Origin of the sequence: Nocardiopsis alba (assembly GCF_000710955.1) — a bacterium.
GTDB classification, from domain to species: Bacteria; Actinomycetota; Actinomycetes; order Streptosporangiales; family Streptosporangiaceae; genus Nocardiopsis; species Nocardiopsis alba.
Window position 1 is genome coordinate 74,583 of sequence record NZ_BAZE01000011.1, and the last position, 21,410, is coordinate 95,992.

Sequence of the window (21,410 nt, forward strand, 5' to 3'; positions counted from 1 at the left end):
CGACATGTCGGAACGTCGCCCCGTCGGCCGCGGTGCCGGCGAGATCACTTGCGCGCGTCGCCGTCGTCGTCGGGCCGGTCCTCGGCCTCTTCGGAACCGTCGTCCCGGGAAGTCGACCCCTCGGTCCCGTCGGACCGTTCGTCGGTCTCGGACCCGGCGGCCTCGCCGTCACCGGCTTCGGCGCCCTCGTCCCGGGGGGTCTCGGCGGAGGGGGACTCGCCGTCCTCGTTCTTCTCGGCCTTGGCCGCCTGGCGGCGGGCCCACTTGCGCAGCGCCCGAGGGGCGAGCGCCGCGATCAGGATCAACAGGCCGATCCCGCTGATGAGCAGAGCCTGGGTCCCCAGGCCGGTGGCGTTCACCTGGAGCATGGTGTCCTGCGGGCTGATCGGCTCGCCGTCCGCGTTCTGGAGGCTCACGTGCACGGTGGTGCTGCCGTTGATCCGGGCCGAGAGCGGAACGTAGACCGTCGTCTTCGCTCCCGGGGCGATCTCGAAGGAGGACGTGTAGTCGCCGATGCTGAGCCGCTCGGAGTTCTCCGAGAAGATCGACAGGTGCACGTAGACGGACTCGTCCTCCAGGTCGTTGGCGACGAGCACACCGGTGATCCCGGTCCGGCTGGCCAGGGTGACCGGCTCGCCCGGGATGATGCGCACGTCCTCCATGCGGCTCTGGACGGCCTGGCTGACGAGGGAACGGGTCGCCCCCGCCAGGGCCTCGCGCTCACGCCAGTACACCGACTCCAGCCGCACCAGTGAGGGGCGGAAGGGGTCGCTGTCCCCGACGAGGATGCTGTTGAACAGTCGGACGTCCCGGCTCACGTCCTCGATCTGGCCGAGGTAGGTCGAGCTGAGCTCCTGCCCGTAGGACTCCTGGGGGTAGTTCAGGTCCTGCCGGGTGTCCTCCCACTCGTCGGGATCGGGGGTCTTCACCCGGTCCAGCCGCTCGGGCGACAGCCAGGGCAGGTCGTCGGTGGCCTTGAGCACCCCGGCGGCGAGTTCGGCGCTGGGGTCCCAGTCCCGTGAGGGGGCGGCGACCACCACGCGGTCCTTCCCACCGTCCTCGCCGGCGATCATCGCGGTCTCGGCGGCGAACCGTTGGAGCGCCAGCGCGGATTCCCCGGGGCCGTGCGAGGGCATGGACAGCACCTCGGTCAGACCGGCGTCGGCGACCAGGGCGAAGGGATCCACGCCCTCCTCCTCGGCCCCGGTGGCGGGCAGCGGTGCCTCGGCGGTCAGGGTCGTGTCGATCCACGGCTCCGGCGGGAGGGCCTCCTCCGTCAACAGGAAGCGGTCGGCGCCGTCCGAGGAGAACAACTCCTGCACGCCCTCGTCCATCAACCCCTCGGCGGGCAGGGCGAAGCGCTCATCGGCCTCCAGCGCCAGAGAACGTCGCAGAGCCTCCCTGGAGATGCTCAGCGAGGCCTCGGCGTCCGTGCGCATGTCGTTGCGCAGCAGGGACGCCAGGTCCGTGTCGGCGTAGGAGGACGCCACCACGGCGTCGGCCGCGAGCACACCGCGGGCCTCCCGCAGCCATACCTGCGCCGCCTGGTCCGCGGCGCGTTCGTTCCGCTCGGGGTCACTGCCGGCCGGAACCTCCGAGAGGTCCTCGACCACCGTGTGGTCGGCGGCGGCCATCCTGAGGATGTCGTCCATGGTCCCCGGGTCGACGGCCCAGGTCACCGGGATGCCCTCGGTGCGTTCGGGCGAACGTTCCTTCTCGCCGCCGTCCTGATCCTCGTCCTCATCGGACTCCTCGTCCTCCGGCGACGCGGAGGCCTCGTCCCGAGGCTCACCGCTCTCCTCGGGAGAGGGGGAGGAGTCGCTCGGCTCCTCGTCGGGAGAGGGTGATCCGGCCTCGGGGGACGGATCCTCCGCCTCCTCGGACGGGTCCTCGTTCAGCCCGAGCTCCTTGACGAGGTCCTCGTCCCCGACGTCGAAAGAGAGCGGAACCTGGGCCCCGGCCTCCAAGAGTCGACCGAGACGCCCCTCCGCGGTCACGGAGTCGTGGAGCCCCTCCCCGAGGAAGGTGTCGTCGTCCGCCCGACCCGGATCGTCCATCAACGGCCAGACCCACGCCAGGTCGACGGGTTCCACGTCCTTGTCGTCCTCGCCCACGTAGGGGAGGAAGGTGTACTGAGCGCCCAGCGGCTCTCCGTCACCGCCGACGGCCTCCACCACCAAGGGGTAGACGCCGTAGGACCCCAGCTCGAGATCCTCCACCGGGGTGCTGAGCGAGTACTCGATGGTGCCGTCGGGCTTCAGCTCGCCCTCGAACTCCTTCTTCAGACCCCGTGAATCGGGTTGGAGGCCCTCGCCCGAGGCGAACCCGTCGAGTTCGTCACGTGAGGTGAAGGCGTTCTTGGAGTAGCGGATCCGGACGGTGACGTCCTCCACGGAGACGCCCGTGGTGTTGGTCACCTCACCCGAGACGCGCAGGGTGCTGTCCTCGTCGAGCGAGGAAGGGGTGATCCGTTCCACGGCGACCGGAGGGGCCGACTCCTCGTTCTCGGGCTCCGCGGAGGCGGGCGAGAGCGTGGCCGGTATCGGGAGCAGCGCGGCGGCCATGGTCATGACCGCGGCCACGGGAGCAGTTCGACGCAACGCTTGACCGGTTTCCTGATTCGGGGCCAGATGTCCATCCCGCCGGGGATGTGGATGTGACAGGGCGGGGACGGAGCGGGGTGCCCGCACGGCGCGCTCGGCGGAAGCGGGGCAGGTGGCCTCGGGCTGACCGTGACAAGCCACCACTGCACCCGAAGATACCGCGTTCCCCGAACCCCGGTCCTGGCGCGGCCCTCGCCCTGGCGTGTGGTGAGGCCAGCCTTTCATCCGCCACGGGGTCCACGCCAGGGTCTCCACACCCTCCGCCGAAGGTCGGAGACGATTCGCGGTTTGCCCGCGCGGCCACTTAATCTGCGTTGTGTGCCGAACACAGAGTTTTCGAGTAACGACACCGCACGTGACGAGCGCATCGGAAGGAGCTCGGTCGTGGACGAGCCGACCGGTGAGCAGCGCGCCGCGATCACCGCGCTGATCGACTCGATGCGTACGGTCTCAGAGGAACTCGGCGACCGGTTCGCCGCGCACGACCAACAGCTCGCCCTCGTCGGCGGTCCGGTCCGTGACGCTCTGCTCGGCCGCGCCTCCAACGACATCGACCTCACCACCGACGCCGTCCCCCAGCGCATCCTCGAACTGGTCGACGGCTGGGCCGACTCGGTGTGGACGGTCGGCATCGAGTTCGGCACCGTCGGTCTGCGCAAGCGCGGCGACCAGTTGGAGATCACCACCTATCGCAGCGAGGCCTACTCGCCCAAGTCGCGCAAGCCCGAGGTGTCCTACGGCACCGACATCCGCGACGACCTGCTGCGCCGGGACTTCACCGTGAACGCGATGGCGGTCCGGTTGCCGAGCGGAGAGTTCGTCGACCCCTTCGGGGGTCTGGCCGATCTGCGCGCCAAGGTGCTGCGCACCCCCGGAAGGCCGGAGGACTCCTTCAGCGACGACCCGCTGCGCATCATGCGCGCGGTCCGTTTCGCCGCCCAGCTCGACTTCACGCTCGCCCCCGAGGTGGCCGAGGCCGCGCGCGACATGGCCGACCGGCTCACCATCGTCTCGGCCGAGCGTGTCCGCGACGAGCTCACCAAGCTCCTGCTCAGCCCGAACCCGCGCCGGGGCATCGAACTCATGGTGGACCTCGGCATCGCCGAGCACGTCCTCCCGGAGATCCCCAAGATGCGGTTGGAGATCGACGAGCACCACCGGCACAAGGACGTCTACGAGCATTCGCTCACCGTTCTCGACCAGGCCATCGATCTGGAGCGTTCGCGCGGACACGAGCCCGACCTGGTGCTGCGTCTGGCCGCGCTCCTGCACGACATCGGCAAACCCAAGACCCGCGCCTTCGAAGGCGGCAACCGGGTGACCTTCCACCACCACGAGGTGGTCGGCGCCTCCATGAGCCGTAAGCGGCTCACCGCGCTGCGCTTCCCCAAGGACGTCGTCGGTCAGGTGGGCCACCTGGTCGCCCTGCACTTGAGGTTCCACGGCTACGGCAAGGGGGAGTGGACCGACTCCGCGGTGCGCCGCTACGCCCGTGACGCCGGAGACCAGCTGGAGCGGCTGCACATCCTCACCCGCGCCGACTGCACCACTCGCAACCGGCGCAAGGCGGCGGCCCTCGCCCGCTCCTACGACGACATCGAACGTCGCATCGAGACCCTCGCCGAACAGGAGGAACTGGACCGTATCCGTCCCGACCTCGACGGCAACGAGATCCAGGAGATCCTCGGCGTCGGCCCCGGCCCCCTGGTCGGCAAGGCCTACCGCTTCCTTCTCGAACTGCGCCTGGAACACGGTCCGATGGAGAAGGAGACGGCCGAACGCGAGCTGCGCTCCTGGGCCGCCGACCACCTGGAGCGTTAGCCCCCCTCACTACAGCCCGGGTTTGACCGCGGTGACGGCCATGGCCATGCCGAAGACCCGGAGCGGGGTGCCCTCCAGCCCGTCCGCCACGTGCTGGAGGGCACGGGGGCGGCGGTCGAAGGGCGGCATCAGATAGTCGATGGCGCGTACGCGAAGGCCCGCGCCGCGCAACAGCCCGCCCATCTCCTGCGTGGTGAAGGCGCGGGCGTCCGACATCCTGTCGTGCAGGGGGCGCACCCAGGGCAGGAAGGGCGCGGTCAGGGCCGAACGGCGCCGCGCGCCCCACAGCACCCCGTGGGTCTCGAAGGGGAACCAGCGGTTGGGGGTGGTGAGGGAGAGGGCGCCTCCCGGTTTGAGCACCCGGCGGATCTCGGAGAGTCCCTCCTCCAGGTGGTCGAGGTGTTCCACGACCTCGAAAGCGGTGACCCGGTCGAAGGTGTTGGCGTCGAAGGCCAGGGAGTCCACGGACATCTTGTGCACGCCGACCCGGTCCTCCAGTTCGGTTCCGGCGATGCGGTCGGAGAAGGACTCCAACCGTCCGGGTTCGACGTCCACCGCGTCGACCCGCACGTATCCTCCGGCGAGTTCGACGGTGTAGGTGCCGTCTCCGCAGCCGACGTCGAGCAGTCGATCGCCGCGGACGGGGAGTTGTCGGCGCACCGTCTCGATCCGCTTGGCGACCCCGCGTTCCCCGAAGGAGCTCGAAGGGGCGCCGAGTCCGTGGTCACCGGTCATGGCCACCGTTCCCGCTCGTGGATGGGTTCTCCCGGGGGACACTACATCAGGTGACGCTCCGGTCACCGAACGATGGGGCGATATGTCGACCCATGGCGGGGGTCTCCCCGTCGACCCCGGTCTCGGCCGATCACGCGGGGATCGGGAGAATACCCCGGTGAGCACCACCATCTGGTATCTGGAGACCACCGACCCCGACGAGTTGCGTCCGGGGCGCGATCCGGGGGGTCACGTCGCCCTCGTCCACGCGGAGCTCCCCTCCGCCGAGCTCTCCCGTTTCCTCTACTCCGAGGTCGGCCGCGACTACCAATGGGTGGATCGCGGCTCCTGGGGGATCGACGAGTGGCGTGCCCGGACGGAGGATCTCCGTGTGGAGACCTGGGTCCTGTACGAACGGGGGACCCCGGCGGGCTACGTCGAGCTGGAGGGGCAGGACGCCGGGGACGTCGAGATCGTCTACTTCGGTCTCCTGCCCGGGTTCCTCGGACGCGGCCTCGGCGGCCACATGCTCACCGAGGCGCTGCGACGCGCCTGGTCGATGGGGGAGCGGCCGGCCGGTCACGAGGCGACCCGCCGGGTGTGGTTGCACACGTGCTCCCTCGACGGGGAGCACGCCCTGGCCAACTACCGGGCACGAGGCCTGCGGCTGTACCGGGAGACGACCGAGCCCTGATCAGGGGATCCGGGTCACCTCGTGGCGGTTCTCGCGGCGGGCGCGTACCGTCCAGGCCGCGCCCATCGACAGGAAGGCGATCACCATCGCCGCGACCACGGGAGCACTGGTCCCCGACGGGGGGATCAGAGCGGCGGCCAGCGCCGCGCCCAGGACGAAGGTCGCGTTGAACAGGACGTCGTAGACGGAGAAGACCCGGCCTCGGAAGGCGTCGTCGACGTGGCGCTGCACCAGGGTGTCGACGGTGACCTTCACCCCCTGGGACACGAACCCCAGGACGAAGGCGGCCACCGGGAACAGGGCGGGGGAGAAGGGCAGCCCGAACACCAGCAGTGCCGTCCCGGCGGCGAAGAGCAGGGAGGCGATCCAGGCGTTCTCCCCGATCCGTGAGGTCGCCGACGGGGTGGCCACGGCCCCGAGGAAGAACCCGAGGGCGAGCAGTCCGGCCGCCACGGAGAAACCGGCCATCCCGGCGACCCCGCCACCGGTGAAGGTGTTGTTGTACAGCAGCAGTGTGATCAGGGTGGAGATCCCGAACAGGACCCGGTGGCCGCCGATGGTGAGCAGCCCGACCCGGGCGGGCACCCGCTCCCAGACGTGCCGGACCCCCGAGGTCATACCGACCACCACGTTGCGCAGGGCGGCACGGACCTCCTCCGGCTCCTCGTCCAGGTGCGGACCCAGTTCCCCATAGCGCAGGGTGAGCGAGACCAGGGCGGCCCCGACGAAGCCCAACGCGGCGACGAACAGGATCATCCCGGTGCCCAGGGCCCGTTCCCCGCCGATCATCCCGATGGCCAACCCGACCCCGGTGCCCAGGGAACTGGCGACGGTGCCGCAGGTGGGGGTGACGGCGTTGGCCATCATCAACCGGTCGCGCGGGACCACGTAGGGCAGGCCGGCGGAGAGCCCGGAGAGCAGGAAACGATTGACGCTCAACACCAGGAGCGCGGCGATGAAGAACGCGGGTCCCTCGCCGTGGGCGATCAGGAGCGCGGTCACCGTGGCCAGGGCCGCTTTGATCAGCGAGGACAGGAAGAGGACCTGACGCCTCGGCATGCGGTCGATGAGCACCCCGGCGAACGGGGCGACCACGGAGAAGGGGAGGAGCAGCACGGCGAACGCCATGGCGACCTCGCCCGCGCCGGTGTGCTGCTCGGGGTTGAAGAAGACGAAACCGGCCAGACCGGCCTGGTAGATCCCGTCGGAGAACTGCGAGACCAACCGGGTACCGAACAACCGGCGGAAACGTGGGCCCCGCAGGACCTCGCGCAGATCACCGAAGAAGGACACCGACACAGGGTAGAGCGTGCGCCGGATGAGGAACGCCCGGGGCCGGAGACGGCCCCGGGCGGAGGATCAGACGTTCTCGCCCTCGATGAAGCGCTCGACACGGTCGTGCGCCTCGGCGTCGCTGTACTGCTCGGGCGGCGACTTCATGAAGTAGGAGGAGGGGGCCAGGATCGGTCCGCCGATACCGCGGTCCTTGGCGATCTTCGCGGCGCGGACCGCGTCGATGATGATGCCCGCGGAGTTCGGGGAGTCCCAGACCTCCAGCTTGTACTCCAGGTTCAGCGGGACGTCGCCGAAGGCGCGACCCTCCAGACGGATGTAGGCCCACTTGCGGTCGTCCAGCCACGGCACGTGGTCCGAGGGGCCGATGTGCACGGAACCGGCGTTGAGCTCGTGCGGGATCTGCGAGGTGACCGACTGGGTCTTGGAGATCTTCTTGGACTCCAGGCGCTCGCGCTCCAACATGTTCTTGAAGTCCATGTTGCCGCCGAAGTTGAGCTGGTAGGTGCGGTCGACGACGACGCCGCGGTCCTCGAACAGCTTGGACAGCACACGGTGGGTGATGGTCGCGCCGATCTGCGACTTGATGTCGTCGCCGATGATCGGCACCCCGGCCTTGGTGAACTTCTCGGCCCACTCGGGGTCGGAGGCGATGAAGACGGGGAGCGCGTTGACGAAGGCGACACCCGCGTCGATGGCGCACTGGGCGTAGAACTTGTCGGCCTCCTCGGAACCCACCGGGAGGTAGGAGACGAGGACGTCGGCCTTCGAGGCCTTGAGCGCGGCGACCACGTCGACGGCGTCCTCGGAGGACTCCTGGATGGTCTCGCGGTAGTACCGGCCCAGACCGTCGTAGGTCGGGCCCCGCATGACGGTCACACCGGTCGGCGGGACGTCGCAGATCTTGACGGTGTTGTTCTCGCTCGCGACGATGGCGTCGGACAGGTCATGGCCGACCTTCTTGGCGTCCACGTCGAAGGCCGCGACGAACTCGATGTCGCGCACGTGGTACGGGCCGAATCGGACATGCATCAGACCGGGCACCCGGGACTCCGGGTCGGCGTCCTTGTAATAGTGCACGCCCTGGACGAGCGACGCCGCACAGTTGCCGACGCCCACGACGGCTACACGTACCGAACCCATTGGTCCTTGCTCCTTCTTCTTGGTGAACATGGATTCCACAGCGCATGGCGACGGGCCCGCGCCGAAGCGGTCCGGGGCTCGTCGTCCTGCGTCCGTATCCCGTATGTGGTCAGCAGCGCACACGGCGGTTCTGTTCCCCCTCATGGTGGTCGACCACGGGGGGTGAACTGTGAATGTCCGGCTGGTTTGTTCTGCTATGACTCTATCTTTGCCTGTCATGTGAGCCGTCTCCGGCGGGGTGCGGCGGAAACGTGATGTTCACACGAGGGTAAGAATCCCCGCGGTCTCCCGGCCGGCGCGCGGCACCGGTCCCGACCTCGCCGGTCACCGAAGGCCCCGCCCCCTCTCGGGTAACGGGAGTGTCCGCGATCACAACGGCGCCCGCGAAAGTTCGCACCACCTCTGAGCAGCGGGGATGTGTGTATTCCGGTGCAAGGTGACGATCACGGTGAAAGCACGCGATACTCTCGCGCGTGGGTTGTGCTCTACCGTTCGGTCGCTCTAACGTGACCTTTGCTTTGCGTGTGCGGCCGGTAGGAACCCGGAACGAAGCCACCGCCGCGGCGACGTTCACGTCGGCTCGAAGCGCCGATGACAGGGGCAAACGCACCCGCAGGCCAACGACCAGGAGGAAGTAGCGGCCAACGTCTTCGCGACCTGTTGAAAACCTTCGACCTCAAGTGGGCGTCTCTTTATCAAGCCTTGAACGACAGGCGTAGCGGTGGAGACAGGCCACACCGGCCCGGACCCTCGCCGGTATACCGCGACAGGTCGCGAACCACCGATCCCCCAGGGGGACCGTCCCCCGTTTCCACCAAGGAATCGTCAGGCCGACCGGCCGTGAGAGGCAATCGAGGACCACGTGAGTACCGAACGACGACGGAGTGCCGACGGCGGCCGTCGCCGGGCCAACGGCCCGGACGACGGTCCGCGCGGTAACGGCGGAAGGCGCAGGGCCGACGGCCCGCCACGGGAAGAACGTGCCGGTGGGCGTCGCCGTCCCGACCCCGAGGACGAAGGCGGCTTCTGGGGGAACGACGAAGCCGAACCCCGGCGCAGGGCCCGCCCTCCCGAGGCCGGCGCCCGCTCCGAAGGACGCCCGCGCCCCGAGGGCGGACGCCGCCGCGCCGACGGCGAACGGCCCCGTGACCCCGAGGGTCGGCGCCGTCGTCCCGACGACGGGGACCGGCCGCGCCGCCGTCCCGACGGACAGCGCCCGCGCCGCCCCGAGGACGGCGACCGCCCCCGCCGCCGTCCCGACGACCCCCGGGCGGGAGGCCGCCGGCGTGCCGGTTCCGGGCCCCGTGACCCTCGCGACCGTGAGCACGGTGCCCGCTCCGAAGGAGGCCGGGGTTCCGGCAGAGGCGGACGCGGCTCCGGTGGTGGAGGCGGCGGACGGCGACGCCCCCGCGACAAGGAACCGGACGACCGCCCCTGGATCAAGCGCTTCCTGTCCAAGGCCTGGAAACCCGCGCTGGCCTTCTGCGGCCTGATGATCATCGGCGGCGTGGCCGCCTTCGTCATCCTCTACGCGATGGCGCCCGATGAAAGGGACCTGACCGAGAACGCGGAGAAGACCGCCTCGGCCACCCAGATCTACTGGGCCGGCGAGGAGGGCGAGGAGGAACTCGCCGTCACCACCGGTGAGGTCAAGCGCGTCTCCATCACCCGCGACGACATCCCCGAGGAGGTCGTCAACGGTGTGCTCGCCGCCGAGCAGCGCACCTTCTACGAGGACCCGGGCATCAATATCCGCGGTATCGGCCGCGCCATCCTCAGCCGAGGCGAGGACGGTGGCGGTTCGACCATCACCCAGCAGATGGCCCGTAACTACTACAGCGACCTCGACGGGCAGCCCCCCCTGACCCGGAAGATCCGCGAGATCTTCATCGCGATCAAGCTGAACCAGCAGCTCACCCACGATGAGATTCTCACGACCTACCTCAACACGATCTACTTCGGTCGCGGCGCCTCCGGTATCGAGATGGCCTCCCAGGAGTACTTCGGCAAGAGCGTGAGCGAGCTCGACGAGGCCCAGGGCGCCTACCTCGGCATCATCATCCAGATGCCCAGCAACTTCGAGGGCACCGAACTCGGCCCCTGGACCCAGAACTACCTGGAGAACGAGCGCTGGCCCTACGTCCAGAACCAGCTCGCCCAGATGTACGAGGAGACCGGCGGCGAACGCGGCCTTCCCGAGTCCGAGGCCCAGAACCTGGAGATCCCCGAGACCCTGGAGTACAACCCGGAGGAGGCGGCCGATCCCCAACAGGGCTACGTCCGTCAGGCCGTGATCGAAGAGGTCGAACGGCGCTACACCGAGGAAGGCGTGACCGGCGCCAAGATCGCCACCGAGGGTCTGGTCATCAAGACCTCCCTGGACAAGGAGCTGATGGACGCGGCCGAGGAGGCCTTCAGCGTCCTGCCCGAGGGTGCCGCCGACGACACCATGCGGAGCCTGACCTCGGTGGACCCCTCCACCGGTGAGATCGTCGCCTTCAACGGCGGCCCCGACGTCGCCACGGTGATCAACAACTCCCTGGTCCACCAGACCCAGGCGGGTTCGGCCTACAAGCCCTACGTCCTGGCGCGCGCGCTGATGGACGGCATCGGCCTGCGCAGCCAGTTCGACGGCGACAACGCGCGCGAGTTCCCCGGACTGGCCAGCCCGGTGCACAACTCCAACAACGTCGACTACGGTCCGGTCGACCTCATCCAGTCCACCGCCGACTCGGTGAACACGAGCTTCGTGGAACTGGCGATCGAGGTCGGCGAGACCCGCGTCGACGAGCTCGCGATCGAGATGGGCGTCGATCCGGCCCGGAGCACCACCTCCACGGTCGGTCCGCTCGTCGCCCTGGGCACCCACCAGGTGAACTCCCTCGACATGGCCAGCAGCTACGCGACCTTCGCGGCTCAAGGGCGCCACTTCCCGGCGCACATGGTCACCGAGGTCCAGACGGCCGACGGCAAGGTCCTCGAACCGGACGACAAGACCGAGCTGGAGACCGGGACCGAGGTCCTCCCCGAGGGGGTCGCGGCCGACGCCACCTACGCCATGCAGGAGGCCGTGCTCAACGGTGGTGCGAGCAGAGCCGCGCTCGACGACGGACGGCCGGTGGCCGGTAAGACCGGTACCTCCTCCGACGCGGTCTCGGCCTGGTTCTCCGGGTACACCCCCCAGCTCTCCACGGCCGTGGGGCTGAGCCGCCACAGCGGCCAGCCGCTGGACTTCGGCACCGATTTCGGCGATGTCTACGGCGGTACCACCTCCGCGATGGTCTGGAAGGCCTACATGGAGGTCGCCATGGCCGGCCAGGAGCACCAGCAGTTCCCGCCGCCCCAGTGGGTCGGCGAGGACCAGAGCTTCCTGCCCACGCCGCCGCCGAGCGAGGAGCCCAGCGACGAGCCCAGCGACGAGCCCAGCGAAGAGGTGAGCGAGGAGCCCAGCGACGAGCCGAGCGACGAGCCCAGCGACGAGCCGGAGGAGTGCGATCCCTGGGAGGTCGGTTGCGAGGACGGCGGGGAGACCGACAACCCCGATGACTGTGGAAACTGGCCTTGGACCCCGCCCTGTGAGGAAGAGGACGACGGCGGTGACAACGGTGGCGAAAACGGCGGCCCCGGACAGCCGGGGAACGGCCCCGCGGGGCTGATCCGACCGCGCGAGTGATCCGGCGGACCCGGCGATGATGAGGGCCGGTGCCTGAGGGGAGACCCTCCGGCACCGGCCCTTCGCCGTTCCCAACGGGGGCAACACCGGTGGTACGCCGCTGCTGGTAATCTTGGCTCCCGTATGGCTCAGAGCCTGTGCGGCCGCCCCACTCCGAACGGGGCGGTGAAAACCCCGGGCTCCTGCCCTCCTGCCATGGAGATTCCATGGCCGCGACAGTCCAGAGGAGGAACGTACGCCTATGCGTCGTTACGAAATCATGATCATCCTCGACCCGAACCTCGACGAGCGCACCGTCGCCCCGTCGCTGGAGAACTTCCTCGGCGTCGTCCGCAACGACGGCGGCTCGGTCGAGAAGACGGAGATCTGGGGCAAGCGTCGTCTCGCCTACGACATCGAGAAGAACTCCGAAGGCATCTACGCGGTCATCGACCTGACCGCCGAGCCCGCCACGGTCAAGGAGCTCGAGCGTCAGCTCGGCATCGCCGAGGCCGTGCTCCGCACCAAGGTTCTGCGTCCCGAGGTTCACTAGGCACCCCGGTGCCCGTCCCCCCTGTCCCTGTTTCTGTCCTCGGTGACGAGGATGATGCGGGGACAGGCGTAACCGCCTGAACCGAACTATCTCGAACCGGAGCCGATCATGGCAGGCGAAACCCAGATCACGCTCGTCGGCAACCTCGTCGACGACCCTGAACTGCGCTTCACGAACAGTGGAGCCGCGGTCGCCAGCTTCCGTGTGGCCTCGACGCCCCGCACCTTCGACCGTCAGTCGGGGGAGTGGAAGGACGGCGAGTCCATGTTCCTCACCTGCTCGGTGTGGCGACAGTACGCGGAGAACGTGGCCGAAAGCCTTCAGCGCGGCATGCGCGTCATCGTGCAGGGCCGTCTGCGGCAGCGTTCCTATGAGACCCGCGAGGGCGAGAAGCGCACCGTTTTCGAGGTCGACGTCGAAGAGGTCGGTCCGGCCCTGCGCAGCGCCACCGCCAAGGTGACCAAGACGCAGCGCCAGGGCGGCGGCTTCGGCGGCGGCGGTGGCGGTTTCGGTGGCGGCCAGCCCCAGGGCGGCGGCTACGGGAACCAGGGCGGCGGCTTCGGCGGCCCGCAGGGTGGCCAGGGCGGCCGCAGCGGTCCCCCGGCCGACGACCCGTGGGCGACCAACGGTGGTGGCGGCGGAGGCTTCGGCGGCGGTGGCGGCGGAGGCTTCTCCGACGAACCGCCGTTCTAGACCGGTACCACCACACCCGACCCGGCGGTCCGGAACCGCCGAGTCATCTCTTCCATGTCCCAGCCCATCCCCGGGAGGACCCCGGGGCTCTTGCGAAGGAGCACCACGATGGCTAAGCCGGCAGCGCGCAAGCCCAAGAAGAAGGTTTGCCTCTTCTGCCAGGAGAAGCAGTCCTACATCGACTACAAGGACACCACGCTTCTCCGCAAGTTCATCTCCGAGCGCGGCAAGATCCGTGCCCGCCGCGTCACGGGTAACTGCACCCAGCACCAGCGCGACGTCGCGACCGCGATCAAGAACGCGCGCGAGGTGGCCCTGCTGCCCTACACCAGCACCGCTCGCTAGCGGCGATATCCGAGGGAGGTTTTAGTCGTGAAGCTGATTTTGACCCACGAGGTCAACGGTCTCGGAGCCCCCGGCGATGTCGTCGAGGTGAAGAACGGTTACGGTCGCAACTACCTGCTGCCCCGAGGGTTCGCCATTCGGTGGACCCGTGGCGGTCAGAAGCAGATCGACCTGATCCAGCGTGCCCGCAAGGCGCGTGACATCCGCACCCTGGACGAGGCCCAGCAGGTCGCCGGCCAGGTCGGTGCCCTGACCGTGCGCCTGAAGCAGCGCGCCGGCGAAGGCGGCCGTCTGTTCGGTTCGGTCACGCCCGCGGACGTCGCCGAGGCCGTCAAGGTCGCCGGCGGTCCCGAGCTGGACAAGCGTCGTATCGAGATCAAGAACCCGATCAAGTCGGTCGGCGCCCACAAGGTCCAGGTCCGCCTGCACCCCGAGGTCGTCGCCACGATCAAGCTGGACATCGCCGGCGTCTGACCACGGACCCGGTGACCGGCCACGGTCTCGCGGCCCCGTCCCTCCTCTGGAGGGGCGGGGCCTTCGTCGTTCACGGGACACGCCCGGTCGTACATCCTCTTTGATTACTGTTTGTAACCTATCGTGTTCTCTGTGTCGTGTCGCCTTCCGCGACGCTCCGCACGGAGAGGACAACATACCGATGGCCGTTGAGAAACGATCCGAGACCGACCACCCCCTGGCGGTGGACCGAAGGACGATGCTGCGCGGCACGGCCCTGGCCACCGGAGGCGTACTCCTCGGTGGCGCGCTGGGGATCTCCGCGGTGGGATCGGCGGCCGCCGCGGCCGAACCCAGGCTGTACACCCGATCCGACTGGAAGGCGCGCGCGCCCAAGTCGCCGATCTCGATCCAGTCGCAGGCCCCGACCCACATCGTCGTCCACCACACCGCGACCGGGAACGCATCGGACACCTCCGCGAGCCACGCCGCCGCACTGTCGCGCTCGATCCAACGCCACCACATGGACAACAACGGCTGGACCGACACCGGACAGCAACTGACGATCAGCCGAGGCGGCCACATCATGGAGGGCCGCGACAACTCCTTCAAGGCGATCCGCGACGGTGGCCACGTCATCGGCGCGCACACCGCGAACCACAACTCGCACACCATCGGTATCGAGAACGAGGGCACGTACTCGTCGGAGACCCCGCCCGCCGCCCTGATGTCCTCCCTGGTGGAGACCTGTGTCTGGCTGTGCGCCGTCTACGGGTTGGACCCCCGGGAGGCGATCGTGGGCCACCGCGACTACAACTCCACGAACTGCCCGGGCGACAAGCTCTACTCGATGCTCCCCAAGCTGCGCGACGACGTCGGAAGCAGGCTCAGGAAGCAACTCGGGGACATGAGCCGCCAGGCTACGCGGGGCATCGACCCGTCCCGCCTCCCGGGCTTCCCGGAGGCGCCCTCCAACGAACGCGTCGCCGCCTTCTACCACGGTCCCACGCTCGGGGACCTCGACACCGGGCGCTGAGTCGCGGGGGCCGGGAGACCGGCCCCTCCCCACGCCTCAGGGCGTCAGCCCCGGGTGGCCCCGGTCACCAGCCAGGCGGTACCGCGGGCCCGCAGGCCCAGGGTGACCGCCCGCGCCACGATCCATACCGAGAAGGCGACCCAGAGACCGACCAGCCCCCAGGTCTGGGAGGTCGCCAACGACGGCAGGACCAGGGCGAACGGGAGGAAGATCAGCATCGTCCACAGAGAGGCCCAGGCCAGGTAACGCTGGTCGCCGGCACCCATCAGAACCCCGTCGAGCACCATCGTCACCCCGCTGAGCGGTTGGATCAGCGCCACGACCACCAACGAGGCCGTGATCAACGAGGCCACCTTCGGATCCGAGGTGAAGGGAAGGTGGGCCCAGGGCAGGACCAGGAACACCACCACGGTGAAGGCCAGTCCCGCCAGTACACCCCACTCGACCATGCGACGGGTGGCGGCCCGCGTGCCGCGCACGTCCCCCGCCCCCAGATAACGCCCCACGATCGACTGCCCCGCGATGGCGATGGCGTCCATCGCGAACACCAGAAGCGCCCACAGGTTGTAGCTCACCTGGTGCGCCGCGATCGACTCGTCGCCCAGCCGGGCCGCCACCGCCGTGGTCACCAGCGCCACCACACGCATGGACACACTGCGCAGGAACAACGCGAACCCGGCCGAGGCCGAGGCGCGCAGCCCCGCCACGCTCGGAGCCAGGGAGACACCCTCCCGCCGGGCCGACCGGGCGATGGACGCCACGTACCAGAACGCCCCCGCGCCCTGGGCCAGCACCGTCGACCACGCGGAACCGGCGATGCCCCAGTCCAGCACCAGTACGAAGGTCGCGCAGAGCACCGCGTTGCCGATATAGGAGGCGACCGCCACCACCAACGGGGTACGGGCGTCCTGAAGGCCGCGCAGCACACCGGTCCCGGCCATGATGATCAGCAGGAACGGCGTGCTCAACAGACTGATCCGCAGATAGGTCAGCGCGTAGGGCGCCACCTCGGGGGAGGCCCCGAGGAGGTCGATCATCCAGGGGCCCAGTGGCCAGCCGATGCCGATCGCGACGACACCGAGGATCACGGCGAGCCAGAGGCCGTCGATCCCGTCACGCATACCGCCGGGGATGTCGCCCGCGCCGAACTTGCGGGACACGGCCGCGGTGGTCCCATAGGCGAGGAAGATGCACACCGCCGCGAGGGTCAGCAGGACCTGGCCCGCGACGCCGAGTCCGCCGATCGCCTGGGTTCCGAGACTGCCGACGATCGCGGTGTCGGTCAGGAGGAAGAGCGGTTCGGCGATGAGGGCGAAGAAGGTGGGGACGGCGAGAGCGAAGATCTCGCGGTCGTGGCGATGCCGGAACGGAGCGGCGGAGAGCAGAGTGGCCATGACGGGGCAACAGTACCGGACAGACGTTCGATCGGGTGGGTGAAGTTTTCCACAGGAGGTCGTAAGCCTGTGGATAACCTGTGGAAAGCCCCTCTGTGAGACATCTTGCGCGTCTTGGCCGGGAACTGCGTTTTCGCAGTTCAAAGCGGGTATAGCCGGCACAGGGAAAAGTTATCCACAGGTGATGTGCACAACCTGTCCGCACAATGCCCCACAGGGCTCCGGATGTGATGGTAAAGGGCTTTCCACAGGGTGCCTCCACGGCCTCCTCCGTCTTCGGGATGGGGCATCCTGGAGAGGACGGCCCGAACCGGGGTCGGCGCACGTTGCCGGTGTGGGGGAGAGTTCGTGAGTGTCGCTGAGCAACCACCTGAAGAAGGCGGATACGAGCGCACCCCACCCCATGACATCCAGGCGGAACAGAGCGTCCTGGGCGGCATGCTCCTGTCCAAGGACGCCATCAGCCAGGTCGTGGAGATCATCCGCTCCGCGGACTTCTACCGCCCGGCCCACCAGATCATCTACGAGAGCGTCGTCGACCTCTTCTCCCGCGGCGAACCGGTCGACGCCATCTCGGTCAACGCCGAACTGACCAAACGCGGCGAGGCCGCCCGCGTCGGCGGGGCCCCCTACCTGCACACCCTGACCGAGGCCATCCCCACAGCGGCCAACGCCGGTTACTACGCCAAGATCGTCTCCGACCGCGCCGTCCTGCGACGCCTGGTCGAGGTGGGCACCCGTATCGCGCAGATCGGCTACTCCGGCGACGGCGAGGTGGACGACCTGGTCGACCACGCCCAGGCCGAGATCTACAAGGTCGCCGAGAAACGCACGGGCGAGGACTACGTCGTCCTCGGCGACATCATGCCGGGCGCCCTGGACGAGATCGAGGCGATCGGCGCCAACGACGGCAGCATGACCGGTGTGCCCACCGGCTTCGCCGACTTCGACGCCCTCACCAACGGCCTCCACCCCGGTCAGATGGTCATCATCGCCGCCCGCCCGGCTGTAGGTAAATCGACCCTGGCCTTGGATTTCGCGCGTGCGGCGTCCATCAAGCACGAGATGACCTCGGTCTTCTTCAGCCTGGAGATGGGGCGCAACGAGATCGTCATGCGTCTGCTCTCGGCGGAGGCGAGGGTGCCGCTGCACACCATGCGGTCGGGGTTGATGACCGATGACGACTGGGCCCGCCTGGCCAGACGCATGGGCGAGGTGGCGAGCGCGCCACTGTTCATCGACGACTCCCCGAACATGTCGATGATGGAGATCCGGGCCAAGTGCCGACGGCTCAAGCAGCAGCACGACCTCAAGCTCGTGATCGTCGACTACCTCCAGCTGATGAGCTCGCCGGGCAGGGTGGAGAGCCGTCAGCAGGAGGTCTCGGAGATGTCGCGTTCGCTCAAGCTCCTGGCCAAGGAGCTGGAGGTGCCGGTGGTGGCGCTCTCCCAGCTCAACCGTGGTCCCGAGCAGCGTACCGATAAGCGCCCCCAGGTCTCCGACCTGCGTGAGTCCGGATCGATCGAGCAGGACGCGGACATGGTGATCCTGCTCTACCGCGAGGACGTGCACGATAAGGAGTCGCCGCGCGCGGGCGAGGCGGACATCATCGTGGCCAAGCACCGTAACGGCCCGACCGCCGACGTGACGGTGGCCTTCCAGGGTCACTACAGCCGTTTCGTGGACATGGCGCCGAGCTGATCCCGATCTCGTGACGAGTCGTTCTTCTGGGGCGGCTCGATGAGGGTGTTTCGACCGAAGATGGACACCATGCCTTCAAGCGGATGATTCACCCTTCTTGATCTGGGATGATGTGATGTGAACGTATGCGGGGCGCGGCCTGTCCAGGCCACGCCCCGCAATATTGGTCGCTCTGTAATTCTGTTTATGTGATGGCCGAAAAGTCGACAAAGAGATTTGTCGATGCGGTGCTCCCTGTCTTCGAGGTCAGGACACCGGGAGTCGTTCCGCCGGCTCTCGAACGAGCATCCGGTTCAGGCTCCGGTCCACGGCCTCCAGGTCGGGGGAGCCGAGACTGTCGTACATCAGGTGCACGAACGCGTCGGAGATTCCGCAGAACCGGGAGATCCCGTCCCCGAGCTGGATCTCCAGGGACCGGTCGAATCCGTGCTCGGCGTAGGAGCTCGCGGATCCGCCGGCCAGGCCGATCCAGAGCATCCGTTTGCCGTGGAGGGTGCTCGGTTCGTAGGCGAACCCCCGGTTCCACACCCGGTCGATCCAGCCCTTGGCCATGGCGGGGAGGGAGAACCACCAGACCGGGAAGACGACCACGATCAGGTCGGCGGCGGACACGCGGGCCATGTGCTCCCGGGTTTCGGGCGTGTACGCCTTGTTCGGGTCGGTCCAGTCGGGTTCGTCCTCAGGAGGCAGGACCGGGTCGAAACCCTCTCCGTGAAGGTCGAGGGGGTCCACGGTGTATCCCTCGTCGGTCAGCCGTTCGGTGACGCGTTCCGCGACCGCGGTGGTGAGGGAGTCGGTTCTCGGGTGGGACCGGACGACGAGTGCGTGCATGACGGGGCTCCTTCGAGTCGCCGGGGCGGGGTCAGAGACGGACGAGCATCTTTCCGGTGTTGGCACCGTCCAGAACTCCGAAGAACGCCTTCGTGGCGTTCTCGAGGCCGTCGAGCACGGTCTCCCGGGTGCGCAGGGTGCCGTCGAGCAGCCACGGCATGGCCTTGGCGTGGAATTCGGGGAACCGGTCCAGGTAGTGGCCGACGATCATGCCCCGCAGGCTCAACTCCTTGGTGGCGGCCCGGTACAGGTCGGGTCCGGCGAGAGGGCCGGTCGCGTTGTAGCCGCTGATCGCGCCGACCAGGGCCACGCGGCCACGCGGGTTCATCGCCTCCAGGGCGGCGTCGAGGTGGTCGCCTCCCACGGAGTCGAGGTAGACGTCGATCCCGTCGGGGGCGGCCTCGCCCAGGCTCTTCGCGAGATCGCCCTCTCGGCGGTCGATCGCCGCGTCATAGCCGAACTCGGTGGTCAGAAGGGCCGTCTTCTCCGGGCCGCCGGCCGAACCCACGACACGGGCGGCGCCCAGACGGCGGGCGATCTGTCCCGCGACGCTTCCCACGGCGCCCGCGGCGGCGGAGACATAGACGGTGTCGCCCTCGTTGACGGGGGCGATCTCGGTGAGTGCCAGGTAGGCGGTCAAGCCGGTGGTACCGAGCGGCCCCAGATAGGCGGAGGAGGGGACCGGGTCGATGTCCACCACCACGGCGCCCGTCGCGTCGACCACGGAGTGCTCGCGCCAGCCGAGGAAATGGGAGACGTGCGCGCCCACCGGGATCGAGTCCGCTCGGGAGGCGATGACCTCGCCGATCGCGCTGCCCTCCAGTGGGGCGCCGAGTTCGAAGGGAGGGATGTAGGAGGGAGCGTCGTCCATGCGGCCCCGCATGTAGGGGTCGACCGACATCCAGGTGTTGCGGACCAGGATCTGTCCCTCGGCGAGTTCGGGGATACGGACCTCGGTGAGGGTGAAGTGCTCGTCGCCGGGGGCGCCGACGGGGCGGGCGACCAGGTGGATCTCGCGGGTGGTGGTGGGCAGGGAGTGCATGGTGTGCGCCTTTCTCGGGTGTCCTGTCGACACCTTCGAATCTAGGAGCGCACGATCTCCCGTCCCAGGTCCGCGGGCGCCACGAACCGGTCCGTACGTGTCAGGCGTCGTCGTTCCCGGCCGGGGGAGTGGCCGCTCCAACGGTGGAAGGCCTTGCGCAGCGCGCGGTCGTCGGTGAATCCCAGTCGGGCGGCGATCGTGTCGACGGGGAGGTCCTGGGCCAGGAGGCGGCGGGCCCGTTGGTATCGGGCCGTGTCCACCTCCGCCCGCCAGGTCGTCCCGTGCTCGGAGAGTTTGCGTTGGAGGGTGCGCGGGCTCAGGACGAGTCGGGCGGCCACGGCGTCCAGGGTCGGAGCACCCAGGTCGAGCTCGCTCTCCAAGGCGATGCGGAAGTGCTCCCGCCAATCGGGGAGGGGGCGTGAGGTCTCCAACAGCATTCCGGCGTGGTCGCGGAGCAGCGCGGCCAGGCGGGGGTCGGAGTCGGGCAGGGGGGACGTGCGCGTCCTCTGCGGCGAAGAGGATGGTGTCCCTCTCGGCCTCGAACTCGATGCGGTCGGTGCCGAAGGAGCGGACGAGAGGTCCGTGGTGCGGAGGGGCGGCGTGGCCGAAGGTGACCTTGGCGGGCACGATGTCCCGGCGGGTGGCCTCGCGTGCCCGACGTAGGTAGTAGGCGAGGACGTACTCGTGGACGGCGGCCGAGGTACGGGGGTCGTCGATGGTCGTGCGGTATTCGATCTCGACGGCACCGTCGCGGTCATGGACCTCGAAGTGCTCCTCGGCGGCGGTGACGACACGGTGGTAGGGGAGGCTTTCGGAGAGGGCGTCACCGAGGTCGACCCCGTTGACCAGGAGGTAGTCCCAGGCGGGCATGCTGCCCAATCGGGCGGACTCGGCGACGCGTAGCCCCGCGGTCCCTTCGGGGAGGGAGTAGGCCAGCAGCTCCCACAGGCGGCCCAGAGTGGTCAGGGGGATGCGGAGACGGTCGTCGTCGAGTGATGTCGCGCCGGGTAACGCGGTGATGAGCGGTGCGGACACCCCGGAGGCCAGCGCGGTGTCGCGGACCAGACGGACCAGGGCGGTCGAGGACGTTCCATCGATCATGGAAGCATCCTATTCTTGCCTTTATCGTGCGGTTTTGTCCTTGGGGGTGCGTCTTTCGTGGACTGCTTTCCCAGGTATCGGTCGCTCTATTTTCTGATTTATGTGTAGACCGAAAAGTCGACAAGGGGATTTGTCGATGAGACATCCGTGAGGGCCCGCTTCCTGCGCGGCGCGTGCCCGGTGAGGCTCCGCCGCGTTGTCCGGCCGGACCGCGTCGATCCGATGTCGCTGTCCTCCCATGGGCGAGACGGCGTCCTGGCCTAGGGGGCGGGGGTCGGTTTCGGACAGTGGATCGCGGATTCATGGGTGTCCGAAAGGGGTCGGTCGCCGTGGGAAGGCGA

General features: G+C 68.7%; 17 protein-coding genes and 1 pseudogene. 9 read left to right on the forward strand and 9 right to left on the reverse strand.

Annotated elements, in window-relative coordinates; genetic code table 11:
- Positions 1–44: 44 nt before the first annotated feature.
- Positions 45–2,570: a DUF6049 family protein gene (locus TR33_RS19315; RefSeq protein ID WP_199806163.1), complete on the reverse strand. Its 2,526-nt coding sequence runs from the start codon at positions 2,568–2,570 to the stop codon at positions 45–47.
- Positions 2,571–2,921: 351 nt separating this feature from the next.
- Here TR33_RS19315 and TR33_RS19320 point away from each other — a divergent pair, with 351 nt between their 5' ends.
- Positions 2,922–4,424 (forward strand): CCA tRNA nucleotidyltransferase, encoded by a 1,503-nt coding sequence (locus tag TR33_RS19320; protein WP_026125280.1) that lies wholly within the window; start codon positions 2,922–2,924, stop codon positions 4,422–4,424.
- Positions 4,425–4,433: 9 nt separating this feature from the next.
- Here TR33_RS19320 and TR33_RS19325 read toward each other — a convergent pair whose 3' ends face one another.
- Positions 4,434–5,159, reverse strand: a complete 726-nt coding sequence (locus TR33_RS19325) for a class I SAM-dependent methyltransferase (protein ID WP_014909823.1) — start codon at positions 5,157–5,159, stop codon at positions 4,434–4,436.
- Between the two features lie 157 nt (positions 5,160–5,316).
- On the opposite strand from TR33_RS19325, the gene TR33_RS19330 reads away from it, so the two are divergent.
- Positions 5,317–5,832 carry a GNAT family N-acetyltransferase gene (locus TR33_RS19330; RefSeq protein WP_017536075.1) on the forward strand — a complete coding sequence of 172 codons (516 nt, stop codon included), beginning with the start codon at positions 5,317–5,319 and terminating at the stop codon, positions 5,830–5,832.
- On the opposite strand, the gene TR33_RS19335 is transcribed toward TR33_RS19330, so the two are convergent.
- Positions 5,833–7,125 carry an MFS transporter gene (locus TR33_RS19335; RefSeq protein WP_036568564.1) on the reverse strand — a complete coding sequence of 431 codons (1,293 nt, stop codon included), beginning with the start codon at positions 7,123–7,125 and terminating at the stop codon, positions 5,833–5,835.
- 66 nt (positions 7,126–7,191) lie between these two features.
- On the reverse strand, positions 7,192–8,268 hold the full coding sequence (locus TR33_RS19340) for an inositol-3-phosphate synthase (RefSeq protein WP_017536073.1): 1,077 nt from the start codon (positions 8,266–8,268) through the stop codon (positions 7,192–7,194).
- 862 nt (positions 8,269–9,130) lie between these two features.
- On the opposite strand from TR33_RS19340, the gene TR33_RS19345 reads away from it, so the two are divergent.
- From TR33_RS19345 to TR33_RS19370, 6 genes are all read left to right on the forward strand, one after another.
- Positions 9,131–11,941 (forward strand): transglycosylase domain-containing protein, encoded by a 2,811-nt coding sequence (locus TR33_RS19345; RefSeq protein ID WP_042284591.1) that lies wholly within the window; start codon positions 9,131–9,133, stop codon positions 11,939–11,941.
- A gap of 241 nt (positions 11,942–12,182) precedes the next feature.
- The gene (rpsF, locus tag TR33_RS19350) at positions 12,183–12,473 is read left to right on the forward strand and encodes a 30S ribosomal protein S6 (protein WP_014910833.1); all 291 of its coding nucleotides are present in this window, start codon (positions 12,183–12,185) and stop codon (positions 12,471–12,473) included.
- Between the two features lie 108 nt (positions 12,474–12,581).
- Positions 12,582–13,166 carry a single-stranded DNA-binding protein gene (locus TR33_RS19355; RefSeq protein WP_042284593.1) on the forward strand — a complete coding sequence of 195 codons (585 nt, stop codon included), beginning with the start codon at positions 12,582–12,584 and terminating at the stop codon, positions 13,164–13,166.
- Positions 13,167–13,274: 108 nt separating this feature from the next.
- Complete coding sequence (gene rpsR / locus TR33_RS19360; RefSeq protein ID WP_013155832.1) at positions 13,275–13,511, forward strand: 30S ribosomal protein S18; 237 nt, start codon at positions 13,275–13,277, stop codon at positions 13,509–13,511.
- 27 nt (positions 13,512–13,538) lie between these two features.
- Positions 13,539–13,985 (forward strand): 50S ribosomal protein L9, encoded by a 447-nt coding sequence (rplI, locus tag TR33_RS19365; RefSeq protein WP_014908814.1) that lies wholly within the window; start codon positions 13,539–13,541, stop codon positions 13,983–13,985.
- A 181-nt stretch (positions 13,986–14,166) separates the two neighbouring features.
- Positions 14,167–15,000, forward strand: a complete 834-nt coding sequence (locus tag TR33_RS19370; RefSeq protein ID WP_017536070.1) for a peptidoglycan recognition protein family protein — start codon at positions 14,167–14,169, stop codon at positions 14,998–15,000.
- Between the two features lie 44 nt (positions 15,001–15,044).
- Here the strand turns inward: TR33_RS19370 and TR33_RS19375 are convergent, their stop codons facing one another.
- On the reverse strand, positions 15,045–16,394 hold the full coding sequence (locus TR33_RS19375; RefSeq protein ID WP_017536069.1) for an MATE family efflux transporter: 1,350 nt from the start codon (positions 16,392–16,394) through the stop codon (positions 15,045–15,047).
- A gap of 348 nt (positions 16,395–16,742) precedes the next feature.
- Here TR33_RS19375 and dnaB point away from each other — a divergent pair, with 348 nt between their 5' ends.
- Complete coding sequence (dnaB, locus tag TR33_RS19380; protein ID WP_014911375.1) at positions 16,743–18,095, forward strand: replicative DNA helicase; 1,353 nt, start codon at positions 16,743–16,745, stop codon at positions 18,093–18,095.
- A 246-nt stretch (positions 18,096–18,341) separates the two neighbouring features.
- Here the strand turns inward: dnaB and TR33_RS19385 are convergent, their stop codons facing one another.
- The 4 genes and pseudogenes from TR33_RS19385 to TR33_RS27290 form a co-directional block, all read right to left on the reverse strand.
- The gene (locus tag TR33_RS19385) at positions 18,342–18,926 is read right to left on the reverse strand and encodes an NAD(P)H oxidoreductase (protein WP_017536067.1); all 585 of its coding nucleotides are present in this window, start codon (positions 18,924–18,926) and stop codon (positions 18,342–18,344) included.
- A 31-nt stretch (positions 18,927–18,957) separates the two neighbouring features.
- Positions 18,958–19,968 carry an NADP-dependent oxidoreductase gene (locus tag TR33_RS19390; RefSeq protein WP_042284598.1) on the reverse strand — a complete coding sequence of 337 codons (1,011 nt, stop codon included), beginning with the start codon at positions 19,966–19,968 and terminating at the stop codon, positions 18,958–18,960.
- Positions 19,969–20,009: 41 nt separating this feature from the next.
- The gene (locus tag TR33_RS27285) at positions 20,010–20,405 is read right to left on the reverse strand and encodes a helix-turn-helix domain-containing protein (protein ID WP_234305900.1); all 396 of its coding nucleotides are present in this window, start codon (positions 20,403–20,405) and stop codon (positions 20,010–20,012) included.
- Between the two features lie 112 nt (positions 20,406–20,517).
- Positions 20,518–21,069 (reverse strand): annotated as a pseudogene (locus TR33_RS27290) (AraC family transcriptional regulator ligand-binding domain-containing protein); the annotation flags it as partial.
- Between the last annotated feature and the right edge of the window lie 341 nt (positions 21,070–21,410).